14 protein-coding genes and 1 tRNA gene are annotated in these 18,329 nt (G+C 69.1%); 4 read left to right on the top strand and 11 right to left on the bottom strand.

All coding sequences use genetic code 11. The features are described 5' to 3' along the window. The 5 genes from AC1DXI_RS14280 to AC1DXI_RS14300 form a co-directional block, all read right to left on the bottom strand. A partial coding sequence (locus AC1DXI_RS14280; protein WP_476939191.1) for a hypothetical protein occupies window positions 1-515 on the bottom strand: 515 nt, incomplete at its 3' end. 8 nt (window positions 516-523) lie between these two features. Beyond that, window positions 524-1,186, bottom strand: coding sequence for a TetR/AcrR family transcriptional regulator (locus AC1DXI_RS14285; protein WP_476939192.1), 663 nt, complete (start codon window positions 1,184-1,186; stop codon window positions 524-526). Next, window positions 1,183-3,264 carry a YhgE/Pip family protein gene (locus AC1DXI_RS14290; protein ID WP_476939193.1) on the bottom strand — a complete coding sequence of 694 codons (2,082 nt, stop codon included), beginning with the start codon at window positions 3,262-3,264 and terminating at the stop codon, window positions 1,183-1,185. The genes AC1DXI_RS14285 and AC1DXI_RS14290 overlap by 4 nt, the downstream gene beginning before the upstream one ends. Further along, window positions 3,261-3,953, bottom strand: coding sequence for an ABC transporter ATP-binding protein (locus AC1DXI_RS14295; RefSeq protein WP_476939194.1), 693 nt, complete (start codon window positions 3,951-3,953; stop codon window positions 3,261-3,263). The genes AC1DXI_RS14290 and AC1DXI_RS14295 overlap by 4 nt, the downstream gene beginning before the upstream one ends. Window positions 3,954-4,126: 173 nt before the next feature. Further along, a complete protein-coding gene (locus AC1DXI_RS14300) occupies window positions 4,127-5,638 on the bottom strand; it encodes a dihydrolipoyl dehydrogenase family protein (RefSeq protein ID WP_476939195.1) in 1,512 nt (503 codons plus the stop codon). Between the two features lie 165 nt (window positions 5,639-5,803). Between AC1DXI_RS14300 and AC1DXI_RS14305 the strand changes: the two genes are divergently transcribed. Continuing rightward, the gene (locus tag AC1DXI_RS14305; RefSeq protein WP_476939236.1) at window positions 5,804-6,532 is read left to right on the top strand and encodes a FadR/GntR family transcriptional regulator; all 729 of its coding nucleotides are present in this window, start codon (window positions 5,804-5,806) and stop codon (window positions 6,530-6,532) included. A gap of 127 nt (window positions 6,533-6,659) precedes the next feature. Here AC1DXI_RS14305 and AC1DXI_RS14310 read toward each other — a convergent pair. Continuing rightward, a tRNA-Arg gene (locus AC1DXI_RS14310) sits at window positions 6,660-6,733 on the bottom strand. Window positions 6,734-7,010: 277 nt separating this feature from the next. Between AC1DXI_RS14310 and AC1DXI_RS14315 the strand changes: the two genes are divergently transcribed. Both AC1DXI_RS14315 and AC1DXI_RS14320 read left to right on the top strand, forming a co-directional pair. Continuing rightward, window positions 7,011-8,846: a phosphoenolpyruvate carboxykinase (GTP) gene (locus AC1DXI_RS14315; RefSeq protein WP_476939196.1), complete on the top strand. Its 1,836-nt coding sequence runs from the start codon at window positions 7,011-7,013 to the stop codon at window positions 8,844-8,846. 320 nt (window positions 8,847-9,166) lie between these two features. After that, window positions 9,167-10,579, top strand: a complete 1,413-nt coding sequence (locus AC1DXI_RS14320; protein ID WP_476939197.1) for an FAD-binding oxidoreductase — start codon at window positions 9,167-9,169, stop codon at window positions 10,577-10,579. Between the two features lie 101 nt (window positions 10,580-10,680). Here AC1DXI_RS14320 and AC1DXI_RS14325 read toward each other — a convergent pair whose 3' ends face one another. The 4 genes from AC1DXI_RS14325 to AC1DXI_RS14340 all read right to left on the bottom strand — a co-directional run bounded on the left by AC1DXI_RS14325 (window position 10,681) and on the right by AC1DXI_RS14340 (window position 14,614). Then, a complete protein-coding gene (locus tag AC1DXI_RS14325) occupies window positions 10,681-11,841 on the bottom strand; it encodes a globin domain-containing protein (protein ID WP_476939198.1) in 1,161 nt (386 codons plus the stop codon). A gap of 396 nt (window positions 11,842-12,237) precedes the next feature. Continuing rightward, complete coding sequence (locus AC1DXI_RS14330) at window positions 12,238-12,687, bottom strand: RrF2 family transcriptional regulator (protein ID WP_018774250.1); 450 nt, start codon at window positions 12,685-12,687, stop codon at window positions 12,238-12,240. A gap of 20 nt (window positions 12,688-12,707) precedes the next feature. Beyond that, a complete protein-coding gene (locus tag AC1DXI_RS14335; RefSeq protein WP_018774249.1) occupies window positions 12,708-13,193 on the bottom strand; it encodes a hypothetical protein in 486 nt (161 codons plus the stop codon). Window positions 13,194-13,195: 2 nt separating this feature from the next. Next, complete coding sequence (locus AC1DXI_RS14340; RefSeq protein WP_476939199.1) at window positions 13,196-14,614, bottom strand: phosphomannomutase/phosphoglucomutase; 1,419 nt, start codon at window positions 14,612-14,614, stop codon at window positions 13,196-13,198. A 112-nt stretch (window positions 14,615-14,726) separates the two neighbouring features. On the opposite strand from AC1DXI_RS14340, the gene AC1DXI_RS14345 reads away from it, so the two are divergent. Further along, entirely contained in the window at window positions 14,727-16,907 is a 2,181-nt protein-coding gene (locus AC1DXI_RS14345) for a RecQ family ATP-dependent DNA helicase (protein WP_476939200.1), read from the top strand. On the opposite strand, the gene AC1DXI_RS14350 is transcribed toward AC1DXI_RS14345, so the two are convergent. After that, window positions 16,852-18,321, bottom strand: a complete 1,470-nt coding sequence (locus AC1DXI_RS14350; protein WP_476939201.1) for an MFS transporter — start codon at window positions 18,319-18,321, stop codon at window positions 16,852-16,854. The two genes, AC1DXI_RS14345 and AC1DXI_RS14350, sit on opposite strands and share 56 nt — an antisense overlap. Between the last annotated feature and the right edge of the window lie 8 nt (window positions 18,322-18,329).

An 18,329-nucleotide genomic window follows, 5' to 3' on the forward strand; every position in this document is an offset into this window, starting at 1 on the left:
ACGGCGGTTCCTCTCGGCGTCGGGCGCGGCGCGGAAGGCCGCGGGTTCGCGGACCTGGCCCCCGCGCCCCGCGCGACGGGCGCCGGGCGGCGTCGCGGAGCCCGGCCCGGGGAACGCCGGCCGTGGCTCCTGCCGGGCAGGACAGTACCGGCGAACAGCAACAGTAAGGTGACGGCTCCGGCGGCCGCGGCCAGATAGAAGTACAAATCCGGATGCTCGGAATCGACGCGCGTGGACAGGGCATCGGGATCGGGGTTGAAGGCCAGCCCCCACTGGCGCAGGAAGGCGACCCCGAACGCGATGAAGAGGATGCTGCCGACCCCGCTCGCGGCCAAAGTTTTGTGCCGGCGCCGGACCACCACCTCCGCCACGCAGGCCACATAGGCCGTGGCGGCAGCCCCGACGAACCACACCAGCACCCACTCGTGCAGGGTGATTCCGGTCAGGACCAGAAGTGCCAGGGCAGTGAGGAACGCTCCGATGGCGACTTTCCCGCTGGTACCCATGTGACGCATGTGAACAATCATGCCTGAGCGGGCGGCTGCTTCACGACGTAGCCGCGCATGGAGGCCATGATTGCGGCCACACTTTGCTCCCTGGTCCGCTCCGGGTTGTACGTCTGGCGGTCCAGGCCCACCACGAAGCAGGCCCCAAAGATTGCCGTTTCCAGGCTGCCCCGGGATACGCCGGAATCCACGGGATAGACGGCGGCGACGCTGTCGATGGCAGAGCCGATCACCGCGAGCAGGCGCTCGCGGAGCTCGGCGAAGGTGTCCTGCCATTCGCTGGGGGTGCGCCAGTTTTCGCTGACCCAAAGCCGGGCGAAGGACGGGTACTCGGCCATGAAGTCCATGGCCTGGCCGATCATCTCCTCCATGGCGGCGAGGGGATCGGCGGAGTCGTCGCGGACACTCAAGAGCCGTGCCAGGAGGATGTCCACGCCGTGGCGCAGCAGCTGGGCGATCAGGTCCGACTTGCTGCCAAAGTTGTAATACACGGTGCCCTTGGACACCCCGGCTGCCGTGGCGATCTCGTCCACTGTCACGCCCGCCGCGCCGCGCTCGCCGATCAGTTCCATGGACGCCTCGAACAGTTTCTGTTTCGTGGCGTTCGTGCGGGCGGGGCGGAGCTTTTTCCCGGCGTCCCCGGAACCTGCCAGGCTGCCGCCGCTGGGGCTGGTGGTCATACGGCGATCTCCGGTTTCAGCGTCTTGAGAGTCCAGTATTTGTTCTTTCGGACGGCAACGGTCGACATTGCCAGTCCCAGCAAAGTGTAGCCAACCAGTCCCAGCATGGTGGGCAGGATCAGTGCCAGGTCAGCACCGTAAATCAGGTGCCGCATACCGCTGACCACGTAGCCCATCGGCAGGATCTGGTGCACCACGTGCAGCGGTTCGGGCGTGGTCTGCCACGGGAAAGTGCCGCCGGAGGACACCAGCTGCAGCACCAGCAGGATGAGCACCACGAGCTTGCCGGGCGAGCCCAAAAGCGCCACCACGCCCTGGATGATTGCGCTGAACGCCATCGCGGCCGCCAGCATGAGGAACCACATGAGCACCGGGTGGGCGGGGTCCAGTCCGAGCCCCACGTCCACCACCAGGGTCAGCAGGCTCGCCTGCACGGTGGAGACCGCCAGGAAGGGGAGCCAGCCGCCTGCGGCAATTTTCCAGGCCGGTGCATTGGAGGCCAGCGCCCGCTGGGTGACCGGGCGCATCGCCTGCACCAGCATGAAGATGCCGATCCACAGGGCCAGCGTCAGGAAGAACGGTGCCAGCCCGGCGCCGTAGGACCCGGCCTTGGCCTGCGAGACATTGCTGACGGCCACCGGATCGGCCATGACCTTGGAGAGGCTGTTCTTCTGGGCATCGTCGGGGTTGGGGACCTTGCCGGCGCCCTTAGCGAGTTCCGCGGCGAGTGTTCCCGCGCCGTCGGAGGCGGTCGCCGCACCGCTCTCCAGCTGCGCCGCGCCGTCGTCGAGTTTCTGCGCACCCTGCACGAGCCTGCCCGCGCCGTCGACGGCGTTCTGCTGGCCGGCGGCGAGGGCCGCAGAACCGCCGGCGAGCTGGTCCGCCCCGGCGGAGGCCTTGCCGACGGCGTCGCTGAGGGCAGGCGCGGCGCCCGCCAGCTGAGACGCGCCGGCGCTGACGGCGGCGGAACCGTCGGCCAGCTTCTGGACCTGCGCCGCGGCGGCCTGCAGCTTGGCGCCGGGGGCAGCCGCCGCAGCGGAAGCCGCGGAAGCCGCGGGCGGCGCGGGTGTGGCGTCGACGTCGGCCACTACTTTGTCGGCCTGCTCCTGGGTGAGGACGCCGGCGACGACCAGCCGGGAGGTGGACGCCACCACCCTGCTGCGCTGGGCCTGCGCGGCGGCTTGCTGAGCGGACTGTTGCGCGGCGGCAAGCTGCCCGGGGATGGCCTGCACCTGGGTGTTGAGCGCGGCGTTGCCGGCCGCCACCTGCGCGGCGCCGTCGGCCAGCCGCTGTGCGTCGGCGGGCAGGGCCGCGGTCTTGTCCTTGAGCTGGGTGAGGCCGCTGCTGAGCTGGCCGGCCCCGGCGCTGAGCGAAGCGGCGCCGTCGCGGAGCTTGAGCTCGCCGTTGTAGAGCTCGGTGGCACCGGTTTTGAGCTCGCCGGTGCCCTGGTGCAGGGTCACGGTGCCCTCGTGGAGCCGGGCGACGCCGTCGGCGAGCTGGCCTGCGCCGTCGGAGGCCTTGAGCATCTGCGTGTGGATGGTGCCGAATCCGGTGAGGAGCTGGTTGGCGGTCTCCTCACCCACCTCCTTGGCGACCGTGGTGTGCACCGCGGTGGTCAGCTTGTCCACGATGGTGCTCAGGAGATAGTTGTTGGCATCGTTGGTGGTGACGTTGAGCATGGCCTGGTTGGCGGCGTCGAAGCTGCCGGGGGAGACCAGGTTCGCGGAAAAGTCCTGCGGGATTTTCAGGGCGAACGCGTACGTGCCGTTACTGACGCCCTGGTCCGCTTCCTCGGTGCTGGCGACCGTCTTCCAGTTAAAGACGTGGCCATCCACCAGGGACTCGGCGACCTTCCGGCCGGCCTCCAGCCGCGTGCCGTCGGCGGCCGTGGCACCGGAGTCCTGGACCACCAGGGCGGCATCGATCTGGTTCAGCTTGCCGTACGGATCCCAGTTGGCGTAGAGGTACACGGCGCCGTAAAGCAGCGGGACCAGGGCCAGGGCCAGGATGGTCAGCTTGGGCAGCAGCCCGCCGGTCATTCGTTTGAGCTCGGAGCGGGCCAGCCGCAGCACAGTCACTTTGCGTCCTCGGTTTCGGGGGAGAGGGGTTCTGTTCGGAGGGTTTCGGGCGCGAGCTTTTCGTGCGCGAGTGCATTGCCGATCACGGCGGCGGGCCCGGACCAGCGCTCCGGGATCCGGGTGACGGTGGCGACGACGGCGAGCGGCCGCCCGGCGTCGTGCGCCAGTTCCTGCAGCCGCGGCAGCCAGTCGGCAGTGTCGCCGCTGTGCCGATCGGGGGAGTCGACCACGAGGAGGCCGGTGTCCGGATTGGCGAGGGCAAGCGCCGTGAGCAGCTCGATCCGCCGGGCCGCCGGCAGCTGCTCGGTCCACAGCGAGGCGATGTCTTCGAACCCGTTGAGCCTGAGCCAGGGTGTGCTGCGCGCGGCGCCGCGGTGGCGGCGCGGCACCAGGGCCAGGTCCTCGGTGACGAGGTCGCGGACGCTCAGGTGCTGTTCGGGCTCGTTGACGCCAGGGGAGTCGACCACGCTGCTTGCCCTCCGGAGGTCCTTGATCCGGGCACTTCCGTCCCAGCCCACGGTTCCGGCGGACGGCCTCATGCGCCCGCTCAGGGCCAGGGCCAGGGCGGTGCGCTGGTCCTGGCGGACACCCTCGACGAGCAGGAGGCCACCGCGTGCGGCCTCCAGCGAGGTGGGCGGCAGGAGGTCATCCCGCCGGCCGGTCACGGAGAGCTGGTGTACGCAGAGCAAAGCGGGCCTTTCGCAGAAACGATGTCCACTCAAGGCTAACTAAACTGACCAGTCAGTTCAAATAGAATGCGGGCGGTGTGATGAACGAGACGTGCCGCCGCCTGCGCCCGCGGCCTCAGCCGGTGCCGCGGCCTCAGCCGGTGCCGCGGCGCCGGTGGCTCATCCCCGGCCGGTCAGAGGCCGTACTCCTCCAGCAGGCGGAGCCAGACCTCACTGATGGTCGGATAGGAGGGCACGGCGTGCCACAGCCGGTCCAGCGGCACTTCCCCCACCACCGCAATGGTGGCTGCGTGCAGGAGTTCAGCCACATCCGGGCCGGCGAACGTGGCGCCCAGCAGCACTTTGCGGTCCTCGTCGACGACCAGCTGCGCCCACCCCTCGTAGTGTTCGGCGTGCAGGGAGGAACCGGCCACCTGGATGGGGAGTTCCACGGCGGAGGCCCGGAAGCCGTCCTTCTCCGCCTGCGCCATGGTCCGGCCGACGTTCGCCAGTTCCGGATCGGTAAACACCACGTTCGGCACCGCGTGGTCATAGGCCGTCTGGGCAAAGCGGCTCCACGGTGCCGGCTCGCCGCTGAGTTCGCCCTTGGCCCGGGCGGCAATGGCGTCTCCGGTGGCCCGGGCCCCGTACTTGCCCTGGTGCGTCAGCATCGCCCGTCCGGCGGCGTCGCCCGCAGCATAGAGCCACGGGGAGCCGGACACATCGTTCTCGGTGGCGTGGTGGACTAGTCCGGTGGAATCGGTGGTGAGCCGCAGGGTCCCGCCCTCCGGTGCCGGTAGGCCGACGCTGTCCAGGCCGAGCCCCTCAAGGGCGGGGTGCCGGCCCGTGGAGACGAGCAGCTTGTCCGCCGTGATCGTGGCGCCGCGGGAGGCGCCGGCAGCGGGGTCGGCGCCCGGGCCGTCCTTGGGGCTGCCGTCGAGCACGACGGTGAGGGAGCCGTCGTCGTTCTCATGCACACTCCGCGTACCAGTGTGCAGGCGGAGATCGACGCCATCGGCGCGCAGGCCGGCAGCGACCAGGTCTGCGGCCTGCTCCGGGAAAACGCCCAGGAGCCCGCCGCGGGCCACGAGTGTCACGGACGAGCCCAGTCGGGCATAGGCCTGGGCGAGTTCGACGCCGGCAACGCCGCCGCCGAGGACCGCAAGCCGCGCGGGGACGGCGCGGGCCGAGGTCGCCTCCCTGGTGGTCCAGTACTCGACGTCGTGAAGCCCCTCGACCGGCGGCTGGTTGGGGGCGGAGCCCGTGGCGACCACCACGGCGTGCCGGGCCGTGAGCGCGTAGCTGTTGCCGTCCAGCCCGGCCACCTCGACCTGCCGCGGAGCGGTGATCCAGCCGTGGCCGCGGATCAGTTCGATGCCTGTGTCCTCAACCCACTTGACCTGGCTCTCGTCCTGCCAGTTCGAGGTGAAGTAGTCCCGCCGCTTCAGCACGGCTGCCGGATCCAGGGTGCGGGTGACTGCTTCCTGGGCGCCGGGGACCGTTTGCGCGCCATGCAGCGCGGTGCCTGGCCGCAGGAGCGCCTTCGAAGGCATGCAGGCCCAGTAGGAGCACTCGCCGCCGACCAGCTCCGCCTCGATGAGCACTGCGGTCAGGCCGCCGCGGACCACACGGTCCGCCACATTCTCGCCCACAGCCCCGGCGCCGATCACAATGACATCGAATTCCCGCTCAACCTGTGCCGTCATGGCACCAGCCTACGCCGGGGCCATGGCCGGATCCGGGGGAGCTCCGGGCTCCGGCGGTGCGGGGTTCCGGCGTAATGTGCCGGGCCGAACCCTTTGCAGGACGGGGGACGGTCGATACTGTTGGGACCATACTTGGGGGAGGAGGCGGCCATGGCCGCACGCAACATGACAACAGGCCCGGCCATACCGCTGGCGAGGTTCAGCGCCCAGACCCGGCTCCGGGCGCTGCAGTCGGACATCTTGGAGCTGATCCTGGAACGCGACCTGGTTCCCGGCGACCCGTTGCCGACCGAGAACGAGCTTACGGCGGCACTCGGCGTCGGCCGCAACACCTTGCGCGAGTCCTTGAAGGCGCTCCAGGCGCTGGGTGTCATTGAGATCCGCCACGGCTTCGGCATGTTCGTGGCGCCGAGCAATTTCGAGGCCCTGACCGACGGGCTCACCTTCCGGGCACGGCTGTCGCTGCGCCATCAGGGCGAGGAAGCCCTGCAGCTCGTGGAGGTCCGGCAAGCACTTGAATCGGGCCTGGTCGGCGCCGCCATGGACCGGATCAGCGCCGAACAGCTGGCCGCCGTGGAGGAGTCCGTGAACCGGATGGAAGCCCTGGCTGCCGCGGGGGAGCCCTTCATAGAGGCCGACGCGGAGTTCCACCGCAGGCTTTTCGAGCCGTTGAACAACGACCTGCTGATCAGCCTGATGGACGTCTTCTGGAAGGTCTACCGCCGGATCCACCTCGAACTCGGCGGACCGTACGCCGTCGACCTGCAGGCAACGGCCGCAGTTCACCGGGGGATCTATGAGGCTGTCGCAACGGCGGACAAGGCCCTCGCCTCCGAGCGGCTCAGCACGCATTTCGACGACATCCGCAACATCATCGTCCGGACCACGTCCTGATCCCTGCTGCTGGGCCGCTCCGGCCCAGCAGCAGCCGGCGGAGCCTAACCCGGTGCCCTGGCGCCTAAGGCACCCGGCGGTTAAAGCAAAAGATCCGCCCCGGCGAACCGGGGCGGATCTTTATCTGTGCGCCCAAAGGGATTCGAACCCCTGACCTTCTGTTCCGTAGACAGACGCTCTATCCAGCTGAGCTATGGGCGCATTCTCGGCTCTTGGAGAACTTCTCTCTCCCCGAACCTCGAATTACTTTACGCGAGGCCGGGCCCAGTTACAAATCGAAGCGGGTGTAATTTAGCCGACTAGACCGGTCTACGTGACCTTAGTCACAAAACGGGCGCATGGCGGCTGGCTATTTCCTTGAATTTCCGCGGTTTTTGATTTACTCCGCCCTGGTCATCCCATGTCCGGGCCCGGAATGGGCCCCCCGCCGAGCCCTAGCATTTAGGACACACCACTGAACCCGAGGAAGGGAACCGTAATGGGAGATCTGGCGCGACTGCCGTTGCTTGAAAAAGCACCCACCACACATGCCGGTCTGCTGGCATGGGTAGAAGAGGTGGCTGAACTGACACAGCCGGACCGGATCTACTGGGTTGACGGGTCGGAGGCGGAAAACACTCGGCTCACTGACGAACTCGTGGCCGCCGGCACCCTGACCCGGCTGAACGAGGAACTCTTCCCCAAGTCCTTTGCGGCGTTCTCCGACCCCGCCGACGTGGCCCGCGTCGAAGAGCAGACCTACATCTGCTCCGAGAAGGAACACGACGCCGGCTTCACCAACAACTGGATGGCCCCGGCGCAGATGAAGGAAAAGCTGCGCGGCCTGTTTGCCGGTTGCATGCGCGGCCGCACCATGTACGTGATCCCCTTCGTGATGGGCCACCTGGACGCCGAGGACCCGAAGTTCGGCGTCGAGATCACCGACAGTGCCTACGTGGTCGCCTCCATGCGCATCATGGCCACCATCGGCACCAAGGTCCTGGACAAGATCACCGCGACCAACGCGTTCTTTGTCCCCGCACTGCACTCCCTGGGCGCCCCGCTGGCCCCCGGCCAGGCCGATGTCCCGTGGCCCTGCAACCCGGACAAGTGGATTGTCCACTTCCCGGAGGAGCGCTCCATCTGGTCCTTCGGCTCCGGCTACGGCGGCAACGCCCTGCTCGGCAAGAAGTGCTACGCCCTGCGCATCGCCTCGGTGATGGCACGCGACGAAGGCTGGCTTGCCGAGCACATGCTCATCCTCAAACTGACCTCGCCGGAGCAGAAGAACTACTACATCTCCGCCGCCTTCCCGTCGGCCTGCGGCAAGACCAACCTCGCCCTTCTGGATCCGACCATCGAGGGCTGGAAGGTCGAAACCCTCGGCGACGACATCACCTGGATGCGGTTCGGCAAGGAAGGCGAGCTCCGCGCCGTCAACCCCGAGGCCGGCCTGTTCGGCGTGGCTCCGGGCACCGGCTGGGGCACCAACCCCAACGCGATGCGCGCCATCGCCAAGGGCCACAGCATCTTCACCAACGTCGCCCTGACGGACGACGGCGGCGTGTGGTGGGAGGGCATGACCGACGAGGTGCCCGCGCACCTGACCGACTGGCAGGGTAACTCCTGGACCCCGGACTCGGACACGCCCGCCGCCCACCCGAACTCCCGCTTCTGCACGCCGATCGACCAGATCGACATGCTGGCCGAGGAGTACTACAACCCGGACGGCGTGGAGCTTTCCGCGATCCTGTTCGGAGGCCGCCGCAAGACCACCATCCCGCTGGTCACCGAGGCGCGCAGCTGGTCCAACGGCATCTTCATGGGCTCCACCCTGTCCTCGGAGACCACTGCCGCGGCGGCCGGTGCCGTCGGCATTGTCCGCCGGGATCCGATGGCCATGCTGCCCTTCATCGGCTACGACGCAGGCGATTACCTGAACCACTGGGTGAACCTGTCCGCGAAGGCTAACCCGGAGCGGTTGCCCAAGATCTTCCTGGTCAACTGGTTCCGCCGCAATTCCGAGGGCGGATTCGCCTGGCCCGGATTCGGTGACAACGCCCGGGTCCTGAAGTGGGCCATCGAACGCCTCGAGGGCAAGGCCGACGCCGTGGAAACCCCCATCGGGTTCGTCCCCACCGCTGACGCGATCGACCTCAAGGGCCTGGACATGACCCCGGCCCAGGTTGAAGAGGCCGTCCGTGTCGACCCCGCGGAGTGGACCACCGAGCTGGCCTCGATCGAGGAGTGGTTCGCCAACTTCGGCAGCTCGCTGCCCGAGGCACTGCGCGCCGAACTCGCAGGACTCAAGGAGCGCATGGCTGCCGAGCAGTAGCAGCCGGCTCAACACAAAGCAACGCGGGGTCACTTACGGCCCATCCCACCACTGTGGATGGACCGTAAGTGACCCCGCGTTGCGGTTTAACCAGCGACCGTTAGAACCCAGGACTCCCGGAAGATGCGGGGCCGCCGTTTTCGTTGCCGCCCGTGACGCCGGGACTTAGGTCCCTAGGCCGCGTCCGGCCAGATCCCTAGGCTTGTCCGCATTCCATCAGCCGGGCCGGCCGCCGGTTGGAGCGTGCGCTGGGGGCAATCCGGGCGGGTGCGGCCGCGCCCCCGACCTGCTCGCGGTCAGCGAGATTTCAGGAGTTCCTCATGCTTGTCAATGACGACATCGATGCTTTGTCCAGGGCTGTCAGCGGTCCGGTCGCGTTGCCGGACAGCCCCGCATTCGCGGAGGAGACGTTCGCCTTCAACGTCGCGACGGTGCACCGGCCCGACGTCGTTCTGGGTGCCGCAGATGCCCGGGACGTCGCGGCCGCGGTGAAATGGGCGGCGGAGCGCCGGCTTCCCGTGTCCGTCCAGTCCACCGGGCACGGCGCCGAATCGGCGATCGATGGCGGCCTGCTCATCAACACCCGCCGGCTGCAGGACCTGCAGATCGATCCGGGCGAACGCACCGCACGCGTCGGCGCGGGGGTGAAGTGGCGCACCGTCCTGGAGGCCAGCGTGCCGCACGGGCTCCTCGGCTTGCATGGCTCCAGCACGGACGTCGGCGTCGTCGGCTACACGCTCGGCGGCGGGCTGCCCGTGCTCGGCCGCGCCCACGGCTTCGCGGCGGACCACGTCCGCAGCATGGAAATTGTCACCGCCGACGGCGCGCTGCGGCGGATCGACGCCGACGCCGAGGCCGAGCTGTTTGCACTGATGCGCGGCGGCAAGGGCAACCTCGGGATCGTGACCGCCCTTGAGTTCAGCCTCTTTCCGTTCAGTGACTTCTACGGCGGCGGCATCATTTATCCCGGAGCGGATGCGGCCACCGTCCTGGCTGCCTTCCGTCACTGGCTGCCCACGCTGCCTGAAGATGCCTCACCCTCGGTCTCCCTGCTGCGGCTTCCGGACATGGACTTCGTTCCCGAGCCGCTGCGCAACCAGTTCGTCGTGCACCTGCGCTTTGCCTTCCTGGGGAACCGCGAGGCCGGCGACGCGCTGCTTGCCCCGATGCGGGCGGTCTCGACCCCGCTGATGGACACGGCCGGGCCCATGAGCTACCTCGACGTCGACCAGATCCACATGGACCCGGCGGACCCGCTGCCCTTCATGGACGGCGGTGCGCTCCTGAAGGACTTCGGCGAAGAGACTGTGGCTGACCTGCTCGAGCTCACCGGGGACGGCTCGGACTGCCCGCTGCTGCTGGTGGAGGTCCGGCCGCTCGGCGGCGCGCTGGCCCGGACTGCACTGTCCCGGCCGGGGGCTATGCCGGATACGTTGCCGGATGCGGTGTCGGGGCGGGACGCGGCTTTCCTGCTCTTCCTCGTCGGGTTCAAGATCCCGCCCGTAGCCGAGGCCGTATCGGCCTCCATCGGCGGGATCCTGGCCGCGATGGCTCCCCACTCCACCGGCTATACCCTCGTCAATTTCCATGGCGCGCCGGGCGACGAGGCCGACCGGGCCCGGGCCTGGTCCCCTGCGGTCTATGAGCGGATGCGGTCCGCTAAGTCCACGTACGACCCCGGGAACCTGCTGCGCTTCGGCCACGCGATCACCGGGGCGCCCGCCGCGGGGTGACGCGCCCTGCGAGGGCTGCGCGGGCACCGCTTGACGACGGCGGCCCCCCACCTTCACGAAGAGGTGCGGGGCCGCCGTCGAACTCCAACCGATTGAGTGTTTTAGCTGGCGAGCCAGATGTCCGGGCCGAAGACCTCGTAGTGGATCTTCGTGGCCGGGATGCCGGCGCTGATGGCCTCGTTGCGGATGTTCTTCATGAACGGCAGCGGGCCACACAGGTACAGCGAGGCGTTGGCCGGGAGGTCCACCTCGCGAAGGGACATGAAGCCCGCGTTGGAACCGGCTTCGGGCTGCTCGAGCCAGAGCTGCAGATCGGCGCCGTCCAGGCGTTCGACGTCGTCGGTCATCTGGGAGCGCAGCGCCCAGCTGTCCAGGGTGCTTTCGGCGTGCAGGACCAGGACCAGGCGGTCCGAGCCGGACTCGGCCAGGGAGCGCAAGATGGAGGCCGTGGGCGTGCAGCCGATGCCGGCCGAGGCCAGGACCACGGGGCCGTCGCCCTCCTTGAGCGTGATTTCGCCGTAGGGGTTGGAGATTTCGATGACGTCGCCCACGGCCACGCTGTTGTGCAGCACGGGGGAGACCTCGCCGCCGTCGTCGAGCTTGGTGGTGAAGCTGCGGCTGGTGCCGGCGTCGCCGGAGAGGGAGTACTGGCGGACCTGGCGGAGCCCGTCCGGAAGGGTGACCTTGACGCTGACGTACTGGCCCGGCAGCGCCGCGGTGATGGGGGTGTCGTCTGCCGGTTCCAGGGTGAAGGTCATGGAGCCGGTGCCGGCCGGGGTCTTGGCGGCAACCTTCCAGGGGGTCCACATCTTGGAGTTCGCCTGGGCCGCGTAGAGGCCCTTCTCGAGCTTGATGAGGGCGTCCGCCATGAGCCAGTAGACCTCGGTCCAGGCCTCGGCGATTTCCGGGGTGATGACGTCGGCCAGGTCCTCGGCGATGGCGGCGAAGAGGTGCTCGTAGACCACCTGGTACTGCGGTTCGGTGATGCCGAGGGAAGCGTGGCGGTGCGCGATCCGGGACAGCACGGTCTCCGGCAGGGTGTCCGGGTTGTTCACCAGGTGGCTGGCGAAGGCGGCGATGCTTCCGGCCAGGGCCTGCTGCTGATTGCCTGAGCGCTGGTTGGAGCGGCTGAACAGGCCGTCCAGCAGTTCGGGGTGGGCGGCGAAGAGGCGGGCATAGAACTTGGGGGTGATCTCCCCGATCCGGGAACCGACCAGCGGCAGGGTGGCCTCGATGACGGGGAAGGACTTGTCCGAGAGCATGTTGACTCCTGAGGTAGTGGCCCGGCGTCTTCAGCCGGATCCGATGCGATACTTGCATTTGAAATACAAATATCAATGCCTCAGTTCTACACTGCGTAGAAATCTATGCCAAATCGGCGGGATCCCGGGCGTGGCGGCCGGTGTGATTGGGCGGTGTCAGTGGCACGTGTCGCCGACAACTTCTGGAGATCAGCCCCGCCGGCGCCGGCGGCAAAGGACCGGACCTCGGTTGGGGGAGAGCGCTGGCGCCGTGCCTGGGCCGGAGGCGCAGATCCCCATCATGCCTGCTTGAAGTCAATGGGCAGGCTCGCCAGGACGCGCGTTTGGACGCCAAACCAAAGGTTTTCCCCAGATTGGCCGGATTCCCGCAGGACGAGGGCCGAACTGCCGGGCCGCTCAGAGTCCCGGGCGCAGCCCGATCGCCGCAAAGACGGGCGCCATCTGCCGGGAGGTCGGCAGCGACGCGATCACGATCCCGTCGAGTTCGCCGTAAAAGGCTTCGCGGGCCCGGGCCAGCGCGGCCCGGAGCCGGCATTCGGTGATGAGCGGGCACGTACCGCCCGTAGCGATGCAGTCGGCCGGGTCCAGGCGGGTGTCGAGTTGCCGCAGCAGCTGGCCGACCGTTGCGGTCCGGCCGGCGCTGCTCAGCCGGGACCCGCCGTTGCGGCCGCGTTCGACGTCGATCAGGCCCAGTGCGCGCAGTTTCGCCATCGCCTTGCTGACGTGGTTGTACGGCGTGCCGACGGCGTCGGCGATGCTCTGGGTGGTCAGGAGCCCGCCGTCCGGAGCGGCCGCCAGCACCAGCAAGGCGCGCAGGCTGACATCGGCGAACGCATTGATCTTCATATCCCCAGCCTTAGGGCGGTCTAGTCCACCCAGACGGCGGGCTCGTTGGTATCGGCGGCCAGCTGGCCGAACTCGAGTTCGTGCGTCCCGGCGTTCGCGGCGTAGGGCAGCACGGCGGCGAACAGGGAGCCGTCCTGGTGCTCTGCCGCGACGTGGATGGCGTCCGAGTCTTCCTCGAGCAGCGTGATGTCGCAGACGACGGCGGCGGCCCGGAACTCCTCCCGGTGCTGCCGGAGCAGCTCATGCAGGTCCCGGATCATGGCGTCCGCGTCGAAGTCGGCGTCCGATCCGTCGCTCGCGTCCGCGGGCGTCACGGCCACCAGCCGGACTTCGCCGTCGTTCTGCACCACCAGGGCGAAGGGCAGGAAGCCGCCGTTGCGTTCCAGCTGCTCCTGCGCGGCGCCGACGCCGGTGCCGAGCAGGTTTTCCAGGTCCGTGGCGCTGGCGTCCGGCACGGACTCGCGCCAGGATCCGGTGTTGGCGGATTCTTCCGGGTGGGCTGCCACGGCTAGCCCCGGACCAGCGCCAGGACGCGGTCGCGGACGCGTTCCATGGTGGCGGTGTCCGTGGCTTCGACGTTGAGGCGCAGGAATGGTTCGGTGTTGGACGGGCGCAGGTTGAACCAGTAGCTGCCGTCGGTGGCGATGAAGGTGCTGCCGTCGAGGTAGTCGACCTCAACGTCCTCGTCGTGGAAGTCTTTGCGGACCCGCTCGACGGCGCCGGCCTTGTCCTCGATTTCCGAGTTGATCTCGCCGGATGACCGGTACGGCTCGTATTCGCGGCCGAGTTCGGAGAGCGGACCCTCCTGTTCGCCCAGGGCAGCCAGGACGTGCATGGCTGCCAGCATGCCGGTGTCCGCATTCCAGAAGTCGCGGAAGTAGAAGTGGGCCGAGTGTTCCCCGCCGAAGATGGCCCCTTCCGCGGCCATGACGGCCTTGATGAAGGAGTGCCCGACGCGGGTGCGGACGGGCCGGCCGCCATGGCGTTCGACGAGTTCGGGAACCGCGCGGGAGGTCAGCAGGTTGTGGATGACGGTGGGCGTGTCTTCACCGAGGCCCTGGGCTCGGGCGATTTCGCGGCGGGCCACCATGCCGGTGATGGCCGACGGCGAGACAGGCTCGCCCTTTTCGTCGATCACGAAGCAGCGGTCGGCGTCGCCGTCGAAGGCCAGGCCGATGTCCGCGCCGTGTTCGACGACGGCGGCCTGCAGGTCGCGCAGGTTTTCCGGCTCCAGCGGGTTGGCCGGGTGGTTCGGGAAGGATCCGTCGAGCTCGAAGTACAGCGGCACGATCTCCAGGGGAAGCTTGGGCAGCAGGGCATCGCCAAGCACGGCCGGGGTGGTGAGGCCGGCCATGCCGTTGCCGGCATCCACCACAACCTTCAGCGGCCGGGAACCGCGCAGGTCCACCAGGCTGCGCAGGTACTCCGCGTAGCCCTTGAGGACGTCCTGCACGCCAATCAGGCCAGTGCGGCCGGCCGCGGGGATGGCGCCGGCGTTGAGGTACTCCTCGGCGCGGGCCTGGATTTCCATGAGCCCGGTTTCGGAGGAGATCGGCACGGCGCCGGCCTTGGCCATCTTGATGCCGTTGTATTCGGCCGGGTTGTGGCTCGCAGTGAACGTGGCGCCGGCGGCGTTGAGGGCCCCGCACGCGTAGTAGAGCTCGTCGGTGGAGATCAGGTCCAGCAGCTGGACGTTGGCGCCGCGGGTGGCTGCGCCGTTGGCGAAGGCTTTGGCGAACTCGGGGGAGGAGGGGCGCATGTCCCCGCCCACCAGCACGGTCTGGCCGGTGAGTTCCAGGACGTCGACGAAGGCGGCACCGACGGCTTCGACGATCTCCGCGGTGATGGATTGCCCMACGATTCCGCGCACATCGTAGGCCTTGAACGAGGTCGAGAGGTCAAAAGTCTTTGTCTTGTCCGTAGTCACGCGTCTTATCTTACGTTGCGGCCCTGACGCGCCGGCCTGTCCGCACCCCGGAATTGTGCACATAGCGGGAACAGGCTTCATGGCTGTCGGAGGGGGCTGGGATACTGAAGCAATGGCCAGTAACCAGAACGCCCTTTCCAGCGCCGCCCCAGCCGGCACCACATCCTCGACCCGGGAACAGGCCCAGAATGTACTGCGGGAACTCGTGGGCCATCCTGAAGCCGAGTTCCATGACGGCCAGTTCGAGGCCATTGAGGCCCTGGTCGACGGCGGCAGGCGGGCCCTGGTGGTGCAGCGCACCGGCTGGGGGAAATCGGCCGTGTACTTCGTCGCCTCCCTGCTGCTGCGCCGCCGCGGCGCCGGGCCCACCCTGATCGTGTCCCCGCTCCTGGCCCTCATGCGGGACCAGGTCGCCGCCGCGGCGCGGGCCGGGGTGCGGGCGGTGGCGATCAACTCCGCGAACCAGCTGGACTGGGACACCGTCCGCGAGCAGCTCGCCGCCGACGAAGTGGACGTCCTGCTGGTCTCGCCGGAACGCCTCACCAACCCGTCCTTCCGGGAAAACCAGCTCCCCGAGCTCGTGCGCCGGACCGGGCTGCTGGTGATTGACGAGGCCCACTGCATCTCGGACTGGGGCCATGACTTCCGGCCCGACTACCGGCGCATCGCTGACCTCATCACGCAGCTCCCGGACACCGTCCCGGTGCTCGCCACCACCGCCACGGCCAATTCCCGGGTGGTGCATGACATCGAGGAACAGCTCGGCAAGGACGTGCTCACCATCCGTGGCGCCCTGGGCCGGGACTCGCTCCGGCTCGGTGTCCTGACCCTGCCCGATTCCCGCGAACGGCTGGGCTGGCTGCTGACCCATCTGCAGGATCTGCAGGGCAGTGGCATCATCTACACGCTCACGGTCTCGGCCGCCGAGGACACCGCACGCCTGCTGGCCGAGGCGGGACACGAGGTGCTCGCCTACACCGGCCGCACGGACCCCGCAGACCGGGAACGCGCCGAGCAGCTCCTGAAGGACAACCAGGTCAAGGCGCTCGTGGCCACCTCGGCCCTCGGCATGGGCTTCGACAAGCCGGACCTCGGCTTCGTAGTGCACCTTGGCGCGCCGTCGTCCCCGGTGGCGTACTACCAGCAGGTGGGTCGCGCCGGGCGTGGGGCGGCGAACGCCGACGTCCTGCTGCTGCCGGGTTCCGAGGACCGCGACATCTGGCAGTATTTCGCCACCGCATCCATGCCGTCCGAGGAGAAGGCCGCCGCGGTCCTGACCGCCCTCGCCGAGGCTGGCACGGCGGTGTCCACGGTGGCGCTCGAGGCCCGGGTGGACCTGCGCCGCACCCCGCTGGAGCTGCTGCTGAAGGTCCTGGCGGTGGACGGCGCCGTCGAACGCGTCGGCGGCGGCTGGCGCTCCACGGGACAGCCGTGGAACTACGACGCCGAGCGGTACGGCCGGATCGCCGAGGCCCGGGTGGATGAACAGGACTCGATGGTCATCTACCAGGACACGGCAGGGTGCCGGATGGAATACATCACCTCGGTACTGGACGATGAAACAGCCCGTGCCTGCGGCCGCTGCGACAACTGCGCGGGCCGCTGGTTCCGGGCCGATATCGCCGAGGACGCCACGGAGACCGCCGGGCAGACCCTGCGCCGGGCCGGCGTCGTCCTGGAACCGCGGCTGCAGTGGCCCAGCGGCATGGACCGCCTGGGCGTGCCGGTCAAGGGCAAGATCAAGCCGGATGAGGCCCTCGCCGACGGCCGGGTGCTGGCGCGCCTGACGGACCTTGGCTGGGGCGGGGCCCTGCGGGAGGCCTTCGCCGCCGGTGCGCCCGACCGGGCCGTGGACCCCGGCATGCTGCAGGCATGCGTCCAGGTGCTCCGGGAGTGGGGCACCGGAGATGCCCGGACCGCGGGCTGGAGCGGGGCCGGCCGGCCTGCCGCGATCATCAGCCTGCCCTCGCGCGGGAAGCCGTTGCTGGTCGATTCCCTGGCCCGCGGGATCTCCGAGATCGGCCGTATCCCGTATCTGGGCCAGCTGCAGCTCAGCCACGGCGGACCCACCGGCGGCCGCGGCGGGAACAGTGCGTATCGGCTCGCCGGCGTCTGGGAGCGCCTGGTGGTGGGGCCGGAGCTGGAGGAGGCCCTGGCTGGAATCCGTGGTCAGAGCGTCATGCTCGTGGACGACCTCGTGGACAGCCGCTGGACCCTGACCGTCTCCGGGCGGGCCCTCAGGCTCGCGGGCGCCGGCGCCGTTCTGCCCCTGGTGCTGGGCCAGGCCGGCTGACCTCCGCGCCGGCGTTACGGGGGAGGGCAAGGCTGTCCAGGGTGCTCAGGAGCATCAGGACGGCGATGGCCAGGAACGCCGCCCGGTACGGCGCCGCCGGATCGCCGGCGACCCCGGTGGATGCTGCGTCACTGCCTGCCTCGAAAACCCGCAGCAGGAGCGCCCCGACCGCGATCCCGGCCGCGGTGGCGAGCTGCACGAGCGTCGCGGAGACGGCGTTGGCGGACGGCAGCTGGACCGGGAGGACGTCGGCGTACTGCACGGACGCGTACGCCGAGAACCCGATCGAACGGAACGCCCCGCTGGCCACCAGCACCGCGACAATCAGCGGTTCCGGCGTACCGGCGTCGAGCAGCGCGCACAGCGCAAAAGTGGCTGCGGAGGCCAGTGACGCGAACACCAGGACGGGCTTGAACCCGAAACGCCGGATCAGGGGCGTCGTGGCGGGCTTGATCCCGATGTTCCCCACGAACACGGCCGACACCATCGCCCCGGCCTGCAGCGGGTCCCAGCCGAAACCGACCTGGAACATCAGCGGCAACAGGAACGGCACCGCGCTGATGGTCAGGCGGTACACAAAGCCTCCCGTCGCCGTCGCACGGAAGGTCCGCGCGCCGAAGACGGACAGATTGAACAACGGCGTGCTGGTCCGCCGCATCCAGGCCGCGGCGGCGGCCAGGAACAGCAGGCCCGCCACGATCCCGGCGGCTGCCAGCAGTCCGGCGTCCCGGCCGCCGATCAATTCCAGGCCGACCAGCAGGGAGCCCACCCCGAGTGTGGTCAGGACCAGTCCCAACCAGTCCAGGCGCCGCGTGCTGTCCCCGCCCACTGCGGGGACCAGGCGCAGCGCGGCCAGGAAGGCCGCCAGGCCCAGGGGGAGGTTGACCAGGAAGATCCAGTGCCAGGACAGGTAGGTCGTCAGCGCTCCGCCCACCAGCGGGGCGAGGACCGGGGCCAGCAGCCCGGGCCACACCAGGAAGGCCGTCGCCCGCAGCAGGTCCTTCTTCGGGGTGCCGCGGAGCACCACCAGCGTGCCCACCGGGACCATCATGGCGCCGCCGGCACCCTGCAGGACACGGCTCAGCGTCAGCATGGTCAGGTCCTGGCTGAGCGCACAGAGCAGCGACGCCGCCGTGAAGATGGCGATGGCGAGACAGAACACCCTGCGGGCACCGAGCCGCTCCGCGAGCCAGCCGCTGAGCGGGATGCCCATCGCCACCGTCATCAGGTAGGCGGTCATGGTGATGTTCACGTCGGCCGCCGGCACCCCGAAATCGGCGGCGATACTGGGGATGGCCGTCGTCAGGACGGTCCCGTCGAGGAACTCCATGAAGAACGTCGCGGCCACCAGCAGGGCCAGCCGCGGGCTCCAGCCGACCCCGGCCGGGTCCGCTCCGCGCGGGGCGGCGTTCATGCGCGTTT

It is taken from the genome of Arthrobacter sp. P1_H7, assembly GCF_056405215.1.